Here is a 13,536-nt window from a genome sequence, read left to right as displayed (position 1 = left end):
GCTGACGCTCGACGGAGGTGGCGGTTCCGAGCTCGGCAGCCCGGCCGCGGCGCCGAGCCGGACGCCGGCGCCGTCGTCGCCTGCCGCGGACCCGGTGGACCAACCCGCTGCGCTGAACCCGTTTGCCGCCGTCCCCACCGCTTGTGCAGGGTGGGGCGCATGACGTTCCCCGGCGCGATCCCCACCCTCACCGACGGCCCCGTCACCCTGCGCGCGCACCGCCCGAGCGACGCCGAGCGGTGCGTCGAGCAGTGCGTGGACCCGGAGTCGGTGCGGTGGACGATCGTGCCGACGCCGTACTCGCTCCAGGACGCGCACGAGTTCATCGGGTCCCGGGCGAAGGCGTGGCTCGACGACACCGAGTGGCCCTTCGCCGTCGAGTTCGAGGGCCGGTTCGGCGGCACCGTCGAGCTGCGCAACGAGGGTCCGGGTCGCGCCGAGGTCGCCTTCGGGTCCCACCCGGACGTGCGCGGTACCGGCGCCATGGAGCGAGCCCTGCGGCTGCTGCTCCGGTGGGGCTTCGAGGACCGCGACCTGCGCACGGTCATCTGGTGGGCCAACGAGGGCAACTGGGCCTCGCGCAAGCTCGCCTGGCGGGTCGGGTTCTCCTACGACGGCTGCGTCCGGCAGTGGCTCGAGCACCGCGGTGACCTGACGAACGCCTGGGCCGGCACCCTCCTGGCCGGCGAGCCGCTGCAGCCGCGGGAGGACTGGGAGACCGCGTCAGCGCGCTGACGTCAGCGTCGTACGTCGGTGGAGCGCCGCGCTCCACAGCAGCAGCGCGATCCCGAAGACGGCCAGGCCGGCGCCGACCAGCGTCGTCGAGCGGTAGCCGAAGCCCCACGCGATGGCCAGGCCGCCGAGGTAGGCGCCGAGCGCGTTGGCGATGTTGAGCGCCGCGTGGTTCATCGCGGCGCCCAGCGTCACGGCGTCCCCGGAGACGTCCATCAGCCGGATCTGCAGGTTGACGGCGATGACCGAGCCGGACGCGGTCACGAGGAAGATCGCGGGCGCCAGCAGCCAGCCGTGCGGGGCGACCACCCACGTCAGGAGCATGATCACCAGGGACGCGATGCTGCCGACGAGGAGCGTCCTGAAGACCGACCACTGGGCCAGCTCGCCGGCGACGAACGTGCCGGCCACCATGCCGAGGCCCAGCACCAGCACGAAGACCGGCACGGTGTCGGCGGACAGGCCGGCGACGTCGGGGACGATCTTGCCGATGTAGGAGTAGATGGCGAACAGGCCGCCGAAGCCGGCGGCGCCCGCGACCATGGTGAGCCAGACCTGCGGGTTGGTGAAGAAGCCGCGGGCCTCCGACCGGCCGGTCGACTCCGGGTTGCCGGGCGTCCGCGGCACCGACCACGCGATCAGCGCCACGGTCAGGGCGGCGAGAGCGGCGGCGGCGAGGTACGTCGCCCGCCAGCCGACGTGCTGGCCGAGCCACGTGGCCGCCGGGACCCCGGCGACGTTGGCGACCGAGATGCCCATCATCACGCTGGCGACCGCGCGACCGCGGCGCTCCTCCGACACCAGGCCCGCCGCCACCAGGGAGGCGATGCCGAAGTAGGCGCCGTGCGGCAGGCCGTCGAAGAAGCGCGCCACCATCAGCACCCGATAGCTGGGCGACGCCGCGGAGAGCACGTTGAAGGCGGCGTACACGCCCATGAACGCGAGCAGCAGCCCCTTGCGCGGCAGGTGCGCGACGAAGAACGAGAGCAGGGGCACGCCGACAACCACGCCCAGGGCGTACGCCGAGATGACGTGCCCGGCGCTCGGGATCGACACGTCGAGACCGTCGGCGATCTGCGGCAGCACGCCCATCGTGACGAACTCGGTGGTCCCGATGGCGAAGCCGCCGACCGCCAGCGCGAGGATGGCCAGCACGGCATGCTTGACGGTCCCCTGAGTGGGAGCGGTCAGCTCGGTGGTCGCTGTCATCCGTCGCTTTCGATCGATCCAAAGGGGACTCATGCCCAACCGGGGCGGCCGCCGCAGCTATTCCCCGCCCGACAGTCGCCGATCCCACACCGCGTCGGCCTCAGGAACGGCGCGGCCGTGCCGATGCCCAGCAGGTGCGAACCCTGCTGCGTGACATGTCCATCGGGCGCCGGCTCACGGTCGCCTTCGGTCTGATCTGCGTGCTGCTGGCCATCGTGGCCGTCGCCGGCGCGACCGGCGGCACGAAGCAGGAGAACCTGCTCCGGGACACCAACCAGCTCCAGTCCCTGCGTGACGACGTCCAGGAGCTGCGCTACCTCGACTCCGACATCAGCGGCTGGCAGGGCTACATCTACGCCGAGGCGGTCGTCGAGGACCCGGTGGAGGCCGTGGCGCCCGACAACTACAACGTGCAGGGGCTGACCGCGTCGCGGAACGCCGTCTACGCGCTGCTGAACTCCGCGGACCGCCACCTCTACACCACGCAGGAGCTCGCCGAGCTCGACCACATCCGCGACCAGTGGGACGACTACTTCACGATCAACGACGCCATGGTGCTCAAGATCCGCAAGGGCTCGAAGAAGAGCATGGCCGCGGCGTGGGACCTCCTCAACAACGACCTCGACACCGCCTGGTCGGACCTCCTCGACAGCACCGACAAGCTCGCGAAGTCCCTCGACGCCCGCCAGGTCGCCCTCGCGCACCGCTCCGCCCACACGGGGTCGGTGGCCCGGGCGGCCGTCCTCGGCACGGCCGTCCTCGCGCTGCTGACCGCCATCCTGCTGAGCATCGTCGTCACGCGCTCGATCGTCCGCCCGCTGCGCCGCTCCGTCGACGCTCTCACCCGCGTAGCCGACGGCGACCTGACCGCCTCGCCCGGCATCGACCAGGGCGACGAGGTGGGTCGGCTCGCGGCCGCCTTCGACGCGTCGATGGCCTCCCTGCGCGGCATCGTCTCGACGCTCGCCGAGTCGGCCGACACGCTGAGCGGCACCGCTGCAGGCATCGAGAGGACGACCGCGCGGATCTCCGGCTCCGCGGTCGAGGCGTCGGCGGGTGCCACCGAGGTGAGCTCCGCCGCCGGCCAGGTCTCCGAGAACGTCCAGACCGTCGCCGCGGCGTCCGAGCAGATGGGTGCCTCGATCCAGGAGATCGCCCGCAGCGCCCAGCACGCCGTCGGCGTGGTCGCCGAGGCGGTCCGCGAGGCCGAGACGACGCGACGCACCATCGACCAGCTGGGCCAGTCGAGCGAGGAGATCGGCAACGTCGTCAAGCTGATCAGCTCGATCGCCGAGCAGACCAACCTGCTCGCGCTCAACGCGACCATCGAGGCGGCCCGAGCCGGCGAGGCCGGCAAGGGCTTCGCCGTCGTGGCGAGTGAGGTCAAGGACCTCGCGCAGGAGACGGCGAAGGCCACCGACGACATCTCCCAGCGCGTCGGGGCGATCCAGGCCGACGCCAGCGGCGCCGTCGCGGCCATCGACCGCATCGGCGAGGTGGTCACCCGGATCAGCGACTCGCAGAACACGATCGCGGCAGCCGTCGAGGAGCAGTCGGTGACGACGAAGGAGATGAACCGCAGCGTCTCCGACGCCGCCGGCGGAACCGGGGAGATCGCCGCGGCGATCGTCACCCTCGCCGGCAGCTCGCAGGTGACGACCGACGGCGTCCACGAGATCAGCGCCGCGGTCGGCGAGCTCTCGCGGATGTCGGGCCGGCTGCAGGAGCTGGTGGCGACGTTCCGCTACGAGTAGGTCAGTCGCGCGCGTTGGCGCGACGTGCGCGCTCCTCGTAGGCGGCGCGTGCCGCCGGGTCGGCCTGGGACAGCACCCTCGAGGCGTCGTTCATCTTGGCGAGCACGTTCTGGATCCGCCGCGGCAGCGCCTGGGTCAGCTTGGTCGGGCCCTGCACCCAGTTGGGCACCCACAGCTCGGCACGGGGGTGGCGCACCACCCGCACGATGGCGGCAGCCACGTCGTCCGGGGTGACGGGCTTCATGCCCTTGGCCGCGGGTACGCCGGCGGCGAGCTCGGTCTGCACCACCGTGGGCAGCACCACCGACACCTCGACACCCTGCGGCGCGAGCTCCTGCCGGATCGCCTCGCTGAACCCCACCACCGCGAACTTCGACGCCGAGTAGGTCGCGCCGTCGGGGACCGCCAGGCGGCCGACGGCCGAGGCCACGTTGACGATGTGACCGCGGCCGCGGTCCACCATGCCGGGGGCGACCGCCTTGGTGCCGTTGATGACGCCGTGGACGTTGACGTCGATGATCGCCCGGGTGACCGCGTCGGGCTCCTTGATGACCGGCCCGAGCGGCATGATGCCGGCGTTGTTGACCAGGACGTCCCAGGGGCCGAGGTGAGCGGTCTCGTCGAGGAACTCGCGCCAGGACGCCGGGTCGGTCACGTCGAGCCGGGCGGCGACCACGCGATCGCCGAAGGAGCCGGCCACCGCCTGGGCCAGGTCGAGGTCGCGGTCGCCGACGGCGACCGACGCACCGAGCCTGGCGAACCGCTCGACGGTCGCCTTGCCGATGCCGCGGGCGCCGCCCGTGACGATGACGGACTTGCCGGAGATCTCACGGGACATGGCACACCTCTTGTCGGTCGGCGAACGGTGGGGTCGGTTGCACGGGGTCAGCCTCTGACCAGGTCACGGACGGCACGGCGGTTGATCTTCCCGACGCTGGTCAGGGGCACCGCGGGCACGACGATCACCTCGCGCGGGTACTTGTACTTCGCCAGGCGGGCCTGGGCGAACGCGATCAGCTCCTCGGCCGTCGCCTCGCCGCCCGGCGCGAGCTGGACGACCGCCACGACCTCCTCGCCGCTCTCCTCGTCCGGCCTGCCGACGACGGCCGCGGCCGCCACCGCCGGGTGCTCCACCAGGACGTCCTCGACGTCGCGCGGATAGACGTTGAAGCCGCCGCGGATGATCAGGTCCTTGACCCGGTCGACGACGTAGAGGTAGCCGTCCTCGTCGAGGCGGCCGACGTCGCCGGTGTGCAGCCACCCGTCGCGGACCGTCTGGGCGGACAGCTCCGGGGAGTTCCAGTAGCCGAGCATCACGCCGGACCCGCGGACGCAGATCTCGCCCTCCTCGCCGGCCGGCAGGACGGTGCCGTCGGGCGCCATGATCGCCACCTCGGCGTGGGCCGCCGGCTTGCCGACGCTGCCCGGCCTGCTCGTCTCGACGGTCGAGGCGGTGACGATGGCGCTGGTCTCGGTGCAGCCGTAGCCCTCGAGGATCACCACGCCGAACGCCTTCTCTACCTTCTCCCGCAGCGACGGCAGCAACGGAGCGCCCCCGGAGCCGAAGGAGACCAGCGAGCTCAGGTCGTAGTCCTGGTAGGGCTGGTCGAGCAGCATCTGCATCATCGAGGGCACCACCGTGCTCGTCTCGAGCCGGTGCTCCTGGACGAGCTCGAGCCACCCCTTCGCGTCGAACCACCGCTGCATCACCGACACGTGCCGTCGGTCGGCGTGCAGCCCGGCGACGAGCACGTTGAGCCCGAACGCATGCGAGAGCGGCAGCGGCAGCAGCATCCGCGTCGTGTCGGACGCCCGGGCGACGTCCTGCATGCCGCTGCCGGCGGCCCAGAGGTTGTGGTGGCTGAGCACGACGCCCCTCGCGCGGCCGGTCGTGCCGCCGGTGTAGAGGAGGGCGGCGGGGTCGTCGTCGGCCCTCGGGACGATCTCCTCGGGGGCGTTCCGCTCCAGGTCGGCGTACGGCGTCGTGCCGTCGGCGCCGTCCCCGTCGACCACGATCGCCCGGATGTCGAGCCCCTCGGCCGAGCCCTGGAAGAGCGGCAGCAGCTCGGGCGTCAGGATCGCCGCCTTGGCGCCGGAGTCCTCGAGGATGTGGCGCAGCTCGGGTGGGGTCTGGAGGAAGATGACCGGGGTGACGACGGCGCCGGCCCGCCAGATCGCGTGGTAGGAGACGAAGACCTCGGGCGTGTTCATCATCAGCACGACGACCCGGTCGCCCGGCTCGATGCCGAGGCCGCGCAGGCCGGCGGCGACCCGCGCCGAGCGGTCGCAGATCTCGCCCGAGGTGTGCCAGGTCCCCTCGAAGAACAGCGCCTCGTAGTCCCCGAGGCGCTCGAGGCTGCGCTCGGCGAGTACGGCGAGGTTGTGCTCGCCCGTCGTCGTGGTCACTTCCCACCTCCTGCGGCCAGCGCGAGCTCGGCCACCTCGTCGTAGGCGCCGGTGTCGTCGAAGTCCATGCGGGTCCTTCCGTCGTGGCGGTCGCGACTCAGCGCACCCGGAGGCGGCGCAGCAGGCGGAGCTGGCCGTTGCCGAGGGCGACGAACTTCGCGACCGGGGTGCCCGCCGGCGGCCCGACCGGGCCGATCCTGGAGGCGACCACCGTCTGCGTCTCGGTGTACTTCCGGATGCCCTCCGGACCGTGCCGGCGGCCGAGGCCGCTGTCGCCCATGCCGCCCATCCCTGCCTCGACGGTGCCCGCGGCGAGCGAGGCGCCGTCGTTGATGTTCACCGAGCCGGCCCGGATCCGCGGCGCGAGCGCCTGCGCGGCGGCGATGTCCTTGCTGAAGATGCTCGCCGACAGGCCGGCCCGGCCCTGGTTCGCGACGGCGACCGCCTCGTCGTCGTCGGCCACGCGGTAGAGCGCCACCACCGGGCCGAACGTCTCCCCCAGGCACAGGTCCATGTCCTCGGTGACGCCCTCGAGGACGGTCGGGGCATAGACGAACGGCCCGATCTCCGGCAGGGCGCGCCCGCCGGCGAGCACGGTGGCGCCCTTGGCCACCGCGTCGGCCACGTGGGCGCTCACCTTGTCGAGCTGCGCCTGGGAGGCCAGCGAGCCGACGCCGAACGCGTAGTCGTAGGCCTGCCCCACCCGCTGGCCGCTGGTCGCGGCGAGCAGTGCCTCGCGGAAGTCGTCGTAGACGTCCGTGTGCACGAGGACCCGCTCGATGTGGATGCACATCTGCCCGGTGTTGGCGAACGCCGCGTCGGCGGTGCCACGCGCTGCGACGGCGAGGTCGGCGTCGTGCCGGACGATGAGGGGGTTCTTGCCGCCGAGCTCGAGGGAGGCGCCGATGAGGCGGCGCGCCGCGCGCTCGGCGACCAGGCGGCCGGTGGCCGTCGACCCGGTGAACGCGATGTAGTCGACGTGGTCGACCAGGGCCTCGCCGACCTCGGCACCCGGCCCCGCCACGACCTTCCAGGCGTCCTCGGGCAGGCCGGCCTCGGCCATCAGCGCCCGCGCCCACAGCAGCGTGAGCGGGGTCTGGGGATCGGCCTTGCCCACGACCGTGTTGCCGGCGACGAGGGCGGGCAGGAGGTCGCCCACGCCCAGGTAGAGCGGGTAGTTCCACGGCGAGATGATGCCGACGACGCCCTTCGGGACGCGCACCTCCCGGGCCGAGGTGGCGAGCGGGATGGCCGGCCGCACCTTCCGGTCCTCCAGGTAGGCGCGCCCGTGGCGGGCATAGTGCCGGGCCAGGTTGCCGACCTGGAGCACCTCCTGCCACGCGTGGAAGCGGGCCTTGCCCATCTCCCACTGGATGAGGTCGAGCACCTCGTCCTGCCGCTCCACGAGCAGGTCGTGGAACCGCAGCACCACCTCCGCGCGCTCGTCGACGCCGAGGGTGGCCCAAGCGGGCTGCGCCGCGCGGGCGGCGGCGACCGCGGCGGCGACGTCGTCGGGGCCGCAGGCGGGGACGGGGGCGGTCGGGAGGCCGTCGTACGGCGCGGTGGCGGTCAGCGTCGCCGCACCGGCCGGCGCGGCGACCCAGCGGGTCCAGGACGCGAGCCGGGCATCGCTCACCCACTCGGGACGGAACCGGCTGGCCGGCCCGGGCCCGGTGGTCTGCGGCGCGTCGGGAAGGGCGGTGGTCATGGCGTGTCCTCGGAGGTCAGTTCCGGACGAGGGTGATCGGCTGGCCGTCCTTCGGGAACGGCAGCGAGTGGTTGTCGAGCGGCGGCCGGTAGCCGGGCGGGACGGACCAGTGGTAGTCGCGCAGCAGGCGATGGAGGATCGCCTTGATCTCGAGTCCGGCGAAGTAGAGCCCGATGCACTTGTGCACGCCCCCGCCGAAGGGCGTCCAGGCGAACCGGTGCGACCGGTCCTCGCGACGGTCCGCGGAGAAGCGCCCCGGGTCGAAGACGTTGGGGTTCGTCCAGTACTGCTCCAGCGTGTGGGAGAACTGCAGCGCGACGACGACCTCCGTCCCGGCCGGGATCTCCACGCCCTGGACGACCGTCTCCTTCACCGTGTGGCGTACGACGACCGGGACCGGCGGTCGCAGCCGCAGCGCCTCCCGCATGACGAGGTCGAGCGACTCCAGGCCCTCGAGCTCCTCCATCGACGGCTCGTCGCCGAGCGCCTGCGACTCGGCCCGGCAGCGCTCCTGCCAGGCCGGGTGCTGGCCGAGGAACTGCAGCATCGCGGTGGCGGTGTTGGTCGAGGTGTCGTGGGCCGCCATCATCAGGAACACCATGTGGTTGACGACGTCCTCGTCGGTGAACCGCTCGCCGTCGTCGGTCTCGATGTGGCACAGCACGGAGAAGATGTCGTCGGTCTGCTCGGCACGCTTGGCCGGCAGGTAGTGCCGCAGGAAGTCCTCGAGGACGACGCGGCCCTTGTAGGCGCGGCCCCACCGGGTGAGCGGTACGTCGGCCCGCACGATGCCGGCCGCGGCCTGGACGCAGTCGATGAAGGCCCGGTTGACCCGGTCCATCTCGGCGCGGCTGGTGTCGGCGGCGCCGCCCATGAAGATGTCGGCCGCGATGTCGAGGGTGAGCTGCTTGAGCCGCCAGTAGGACTTGAATCTGCTCGCGGCGTCCCAGCCGCAGATGCCGCGGGCGATCGCCGGGTGCATCCGCCGGGTGTAGGCGTCCAGCCGGGGCCGGGTGAACGCCTCCTGCATGATGCGGCGTTGGGCGTGGTGCTCCTCGAAGTCGAGCAGCATGAGTCCCCGGTTGAAGAACGGCCCGACCAGCCGCGACCACGCCGGCCCGTTGGCAAAGGCCTTGTCGCGGTTCTGCAGGGCCTCACCGCAGGCGTCGGGCCCGAGCAGCATCGCGCCCAGGTTGCCGGTCGCGTTGAACGGCGCCACCGGCCCGTAGGTGTCCCACTGGTGCCGCATCAGCGTGACGGGGTCCTTCGCGTACTCGAAGACGCGCCCGAGCCAGGGCAGACCGCGGTCGGCCGGGAGCACGGCAGGGATCGGCGCACGTCCGCCGGAGTCGCCCTCGCCGGAGATCTCGGCGGCGCGGGTGGCTTGGACGGTCATCGTGCCCTGCCTCTCCGTGCGGGAACGGGGTGACGCTGACGTGTGACGTGCGTCATGCCGGGCAACAGCCTGATTCAGGAAGGATGCCCTGTCAACCATTGGACGCGTCAACATCTCGTGAGAGTCTGAGCGGCATGGCCGTGCAGTCGGGTGTCTACCGCGGCGTCAGCGCCGAGGACCGTGCCGCCGAGCGCCGCGGGCGACTCGTCGAGGCCACGCTGGCAGTCTGGGCCGACCCGGGGACACGCACGACGATGACCGCGATCTGCGCTCGAGCAGGGCTCACCGAGCGCTACTTCTACGAGAGCTTCACGAACCTGGACGAAGCCCTCACCGCGGTGCTCGACGCCGTCGCCGTGGAGATCGAGGAGACCTCCCACCGCGCCGCCGAGCAGGCCGGTGACGACCCGGTCGCGCGCGTGCACGCCTCCGTCGCCGCGTTCATGCAGCTCTTGGCCGACGACCCGCGCAAGGGCCGGGTCGCCATCATCGAGGCGGCGGCGATCCCGGCGCTGCGGCACCGGCGCACGGAGCTGCTGCGCCATCTCGCGCACCGCTCGGCGGAGGAGGCGCACGAGCTGATGGGCCTCCCCCGCCGCCCCGACAGCAGCGACGAGGTCGCCGGCCTGCTGTTCATCGGGGGCATGGCGGAGCTGATCGCCGCCTGGCTCGACGGCGTCATCGACGCCACCGCCGACGACATCGTCGAGGCGGCCTCCCGCAGCTTCCTCGGGCTCTACGCCTGACGGCTCGGCGCGACCCTCAGCCCGCGAGGTGTCCCCAGGTCGCCGACAGCTCGTTCCAGGGGCCGGTGGCCGCGACCTCGCCGTCGACCAGCACGACGACCCGGTCGGCCTGAGCCAGCGCCGCCCGCTTGGACGTCGCGCCGATGACCGTCGCCCTCCGCTCCCGTAGCGCGCGCCACAGCTCGATCTCGGTCGTGGCGTCGAGGGCGCTCGACACGTCGTCGGCCAGCAGCAGCTCGGCGTCGGTCGCGAGAGCGCGGGCCAGCGCGAGGCGCTGCACCTGGCCGCCGGAGAGCCGGACACCGCGGTGCCCGACCAGCGCGTCCTTGCCGCCCGCCTCGACGATGTCGGACTCGAGCCGCGCGTCCGCCACGGGCCCGTCGAAGGCGCGCTCGTGGCCGAGCCGGACGTTGTCGGCGAACGTGCCGGAGAGCACCCGCGGGACCTGCGCCACGTGGGCCACCTGGCCCGGGCGGAGGAAGGCCTGGGGATCGTCGACGACGTTCTCGTTCCACCTGATCGTGCCGCCGTGGTCGATCAACCCGGCCAGTGCCGAGAGCAGGCTGGACTTGCCCGACCCGACCTGGCCGACCAGCAGGAGGAGCTCGCCCGCGTCGACCGTGAGGTCGACGCCGAGGGCGCCGATGGTGCCGTCCTCGTGCACCGCCGAGAAGTCGGCGAGCTCCAGCCGGCGCAGCGGGACGCGCTCGACCGTCACGGGCTCCGGCGCCGTGCCGGACACCAGGTCGACGCCCGGCGGCAGGTCCATGAGGTCGGCGCCGCCCGCGAACCTGCTCGTCTCCTTCTGCCAGGCGCGCGTGCCGGGCGCCTCGGTGACGACCATGCCGGCCACCCGACCGAACCAGTCGAAGCCGGAGACCGCGCTGGCGACCAGCAGCGCCGTGGCGAGCGGCCACCCGCCCTGGACGTAGACGGCCCAGGCGGTGACGATGCCGCACTGGACCATCACGATCGGGACGCCGTCGAGCATCGCCTGCACGCGGTGCTCGCGGACGGCCGCCGCGACGCGCCCGGCGTCGACCTTGCGCAGGTGGGCGTGGACCTGCGGCGTCGCCGCGGCCAGCTTCACCGTGCGGGCTGACTCGAGGGCCGAGACGAGGGCGCGTCCGAACCGCGCCCGCGCGGCCGAGGACGCGGCGGCAGACCGGCCGGCGATCGGCCGGCCCAGGCTCGAGGCCAGGGCCGAGGAGATCATGACGGCCAGCAGGACGGCCCCGGCCAGCCAGGTGCCGCCGATCAGCGCGGTCACCGTCGCGATGATCAGTCCGTTGATGAAGTCGACCCAGCGGTCGGCGTAGCGCGCGTAGCGGTCGGCGTCCATGGAGCGCGCCACCACCTCGCCGGCCGGCGTCCGGGCCAGCCGGTGCTGCTGGGTCTGGCCGTTGAGCACGGCCATGCGGGCCCGCAGCATCACCTCGACCCACCAGCGCGGGTAGCGCCAGAACGCGTCGGCCAGCATGATCGGCGCGGCGAGCAGGCTGACGACGAGCGCGACGAGCAGCCACTGCGGCGTCTCGTCGTGCTTGAGGGACTCGGCGATGCGACCCCACACGAAGCCGGTGAAGGCGCCCTGGGCACCGCTCAGCGAGGCGAGCAGGAACATCAGGGCTCCGGCGACACCCCACTCGGGCCGGATGAGCAGCGCGTGCGCGATGCCACGGGTCAGCGACGGTCCGGTGCCGACCTCGGGCGTCGCGGGCGGCGGTCCGGAGCGCCGCCGACCGCCGACGGCCACGTGGTCGAGCGTCGCGTGGTCCGCCGTACTCCCGTCGGCCGGAGCATGGTCGACAGGCCCCTCGTGCTGGTCGCGGCTCGCCTCGAGCAGGTCGCGGAACGGCCCCCGGACGACGGCGAGCTCGGAGCGGGCGCCCACCTGGACGACCCGCCCGTGGTCGAGGACGGCGACCAGCGGCGCGCGCTCGATCGTCGACAGGCGGTGCGCGATGAGCACGCCGGTGCGACCGGCGAGCAGCCGCTCGGAGGCGGCGACGACGCGGCGTTCGGTGAGCGGGTCCATCCGCGCGGTGGCCTCGTCGAGGATGACGACCCGGACATCGCGGACGAGCAGCCGCGCGAACGCGACGAGCTGCTCCTCGCCCGCCGAGAGCGACGTGCCGCCGGGTCCGAGCAGGGTGTCGAGACCGTCGCTGAGGCCGGCGACCCAGGCACCCAGGCCGAGCTCGGCGACCGCCGCCTCGATGGTGGCGCGCGGCATCTCGTCGTCGAAGAGCGCGATGTTCTCGGCCAGCGTGCCCGCCAGCAGCTCGGTCCGCTGCGTCACGACGCCCACGGCGGCGCGCAGCCGCTGCAGGTCGAGGTCGCGGACGTCCACGCCGGCGACGAAGACGGTGCCGGGCGGCGGTTCGACGGCACGCGAGACCAGCGACGCCAGGGTCGACTTGCCCGAGCCGGTGCGGCCGACCAGCGCGATGGTCTGCCCGACCGGCACCGACAGGTCGATGCCCTGGAGGGCGAAGGTGCCCTCGGCGTAGGAGAAGTGCAGGTCGCGGATCTCGATGCCGACGGCAGCATCGGAGGGCACCGCCAGGCCGCCCTCGGGCTCCGGCTCGACGGCGAGCATCTGCCGGAGCCTGATCACCGCGCCGAGCCCGGCCTGCAGGTCGGGCAGGTGGTTGGCGAGCATGGCGATCTGGCCGACGAACGTCGAGGTGACCAGGAAGAGCGTGACCAGCCGGGCGACGGACAGGTTGCCGTCGACCGCGAGCGCGACGCCGGCCACCGCGATGCCGGCGAGCAGCGCGTGCAGGAGCACGCCGGCCCGGCGGGCGAGCCTGCTCTCGATGTCGACCACCGCGCGGAACTTGGCGTGCACCGACGCGGAGAGCCCGGCCACGCGGGCGATGATGTGCGCCTGGCCGAGGCTGGTGCGCAGGTCGTCACGGCCGGCGATGCCCTCCTCGAGCACGGCGGCGTGGTCGGTCCAGGCCATCTCCTCGACGACCTTGCGCTTCGCGATCTCCTGGAGGAGCCGCCGGATGGCCAGCCAGGTCAGGCCGCCGAGGAGCGGGAAGAGGACGAAGGACGGCCACCACGTGACGCCGGCGACCACCCACATCGGGATCGTCCCGAAGAGCGCACGGAACAGCATCCAGAGCTGCCAGCGCATCAGGTTGCCGACCTCGTGGGAGTCGTCGTCGACCCGGTCGAGGATCTCCCCGACCGCCTGCTCGTTGAGCGCGGCGAGCGGCTGGCGCATGGCGGCCCGGAGGACGTCCTCGCGCAGCTTGCCCTCCACGCGGTCGGAGACGCCGACCCACGCCACCTTGCCGGAGGTGTCGACGATCGCGGCGCCGACGACGCAGAGCGCCAGGAGCGCGACGAGGTGCCCGCTCGGGCTCTCGGTCATCCGGCCAGCGACGACCGTGCCGAGGGTGGCGCCGACCGACGCGACCGCCGCCGCGGTCAGGGCGGCGACCGTCACGGGTCCGCGCAGACGGCGCCAGTCGACCCGTCGGGAGGGGTCGTCGGGGCGGTCCGCCGGCGAGGTGCGATCGGTGGGTGCGAGAGGGGCCAGCGTGTCGGTCATCAAGGGATGACGCTACG

The 13,536-nt window shown here is 72.9% G+C and carries 9 protein-coding genes; 3 read left to right on the top strand and 6 right to left on the bottom strand.

What is annotated here, in order from left to right:
• Window positions 1-159: 159 nt before the first annotated feature.
• On the top strand, window positions 160-735 hold the full coding sequence (locus tag QDS12_RS05895; RefSeq protein ID WP_279877668.1) for a GNAT family N-acetyltransferase: 576 nt from the start codon (window positions 160-162) through the stop codon (window positions 733-735).
• Here QDS12_RS05895 and QDS12_RS05890 read toward each other — a convergent pair.
• Window positions 724-1,941 (bottom strand): MFS transporter, encoded by a 1,218-nt coding sequence (locus QDS12_RS05890; RefSeq protein ID WP_279877667.1) that lies wholly within the window; start codon window positions 1,939-1,941, stop codon window positions 724-726. The genes QDS12_RS05895 and QDS12_RS05890 overlap by 12 nt on opposite strands.
• A gap of 155 nt (window positions 1,942-2,096) precedes the next feature.
• Between QDS12_RS05890 and QDS12_RS05885 the strand changes: the two genes are divergently transcribed.
• A complete protein-coding gene (locus tag QDS12_RS05885) occupies window positions 2,097-3,695 on the top strand; it encodes a methyl-accepting chemotaxis protein (protein ID WP_279877666.1) in 1,599 nt (532 codons plus the stop codon).
• Between the two features lies 1 nt (window position 3,696).
• On the opposite strand, the gene QDS12_RS05880 is transcribed toward QDS12_RS05885, so the two are convergent.
• The 4 genes from QDS12_RS05880 to QDS12_RS05865 form a co-directional block, all read right to left on the bottom strand.
• On the bottom strand, window positions 3,697-4,533 hold the full coding sequence (locus tag QDS12_RS05880) for an SDR family oxidoreductase (RefSeq protein WP_279877664.1): 837 nt from the start codon (window positions 4,531-4,533) through the stop codon (window positions 3,697-3,699).
• 47 nt (window positions 4,534-4,580) lie between these two features.
• Window positions 4,581-6,101: an AMP-binding protein gene (locus QDS12_RS05875; protein WP_279877663.1), complete on the bottom strand. Its 1,521-nt coding sequence runs from the start codon at window positions 6,099-6,101 to the stop codon at window positions 4,581-4,583.
• A gap of 97 nt (window positions 6,102-6,198) precedes the next feature.
• Window positions 6,199-7,809 carry a succinic semialdehyde dehydrogenase gene (locus QDS12_RS05870; RefSeq protein WP_279877661.1) on the bottom strand — a complete coding sequence of 537 codons (1,611 nt, stop codon included), beginning with the start codon at window positions 7,807-7,809 and terminating at the stop codon, window positions 6,199-6,201.
• A 16-nt stretch (window positions 7,810-7,825) separates the two neighbouring features.
• Window positions 7,826-9,205 (bottom strand): cytochrome P450, encoded by a 1,380-nt coding sequence (locus tag QDS12_RS05865; RefSeq protein ID WP_279877660.1) that lies wholly within the window; start codon window positions 9,203-9,205, stop codon window positions 7,826-7,828.
• 134 nt (window positions 9,206-9,339) lie between these two features.
• On the opposite strand from QDS12_RS05865, the gene QDS12_RS05860 reads away from it, so the two are divergent.
• Window positions 9,340-9,951, top strand: a complete 612-nt coding sequence (locus tag QDS12_RS05860) for a TetR/AcrR family transcriptional regulator (RefSeq protein ID WP_279877659.1) — start codon at window positions 9,340-9,342, stop codon at window positions 9,949-9,951.
• A gap of 16 nt (window positions 9,952-9,967) precedes the next feature.
• Here the strand turns inward: QDS12_RS05860 and QDS12_RS05855 are convergent, their stop codons facing one another.
• Window positions 9,968-13,519 carry an ABC transporter ATP-binding protein gene (locus QDS12_RS05855; protein ID WP_279877657.1) on the bottom strand — a complete coding sequence of 1,184 codons (3,552 nt, stop codon included), beginning with the start codon at window positions 13,517-13,519 and terminating at the stop codon, window positions 9,968-9,970.
• Window positions 13,520-13,536: the final 17 nt, after the last annotated feature.

Origin of the sequence: Nocardioides sp. CER19, assembly GCF_029846275.1 — a bacterium.
Taxonomy (GTDB): Bacteria; Actinomycetota; Actinomycetes; order Propionibacteriales; family Nocardioidaceae; genus Nocardioides.
Note: the sequence above shows the minus strand (reverse complement) of the source record. Positions and strands in the feature narration are given on the sequence as shown.

Bases quoted from the DNA above. Each gene is read 5' to 3' on its own strand.
- QDS12_RS05895 (WP_279877668.1), top strand. From the start codon at position 160: ATGACGTTCCCCGGCGCGATCCCCACCCTCACCGACGGCCCCGTCACC.
- QDS12_RS05890 (WP_279877667.1), bottom strand. From the start codon at position 1,941: ATGACAGCGACCACCGAGCTGACCGCTCCCACTCAGGGGACCGTCAAG.
- QDS12_RS05885 (WP_279877666.1), top strand. From the start codon at position 2,097: ATGTCCATCGGGCGCCGGCTCACGGTCGCCTTCGGTCTGATCTGCGTG.
- QDS12_RS05880 (WP_279877664.1), bottom strand. From the start codon at position 4,533: ATGTCCCGTGAGATCTCCGGCAAGTCCGTCATCGTCACGGGCGGCGCC.
- QDS12_RS05870 (WP_279877661.1), bottom strand. From the start codon at position 7,809: ATGACCACCGCCCTTCCCGACGCGCCGCAGACCACCGGGCCCGGGCCG.
- QDS12_RS05865 (WP_279877660.1), bottom strand. From the start codon at position 9,205: ATGACCGTCCAAGCCACCCGCGCCGCCGAGATCTCCGGCGAGGGCGAC.
- QDS12_RS05860 (WP_279877659.1), top strand. From the start codon at position 9,340: ATGGCCGTGCAGTCGGGTGTCTACCGCGGCGTCAGCGCCGAGGACCGT.
- QDS12_RS05855 (WP_279877657.1), bottom strand. From the start codon at position 13,519: ATGACCGACACGCTGGCCCCTCTCGCACCCACCGATCGCACCTCGCCG.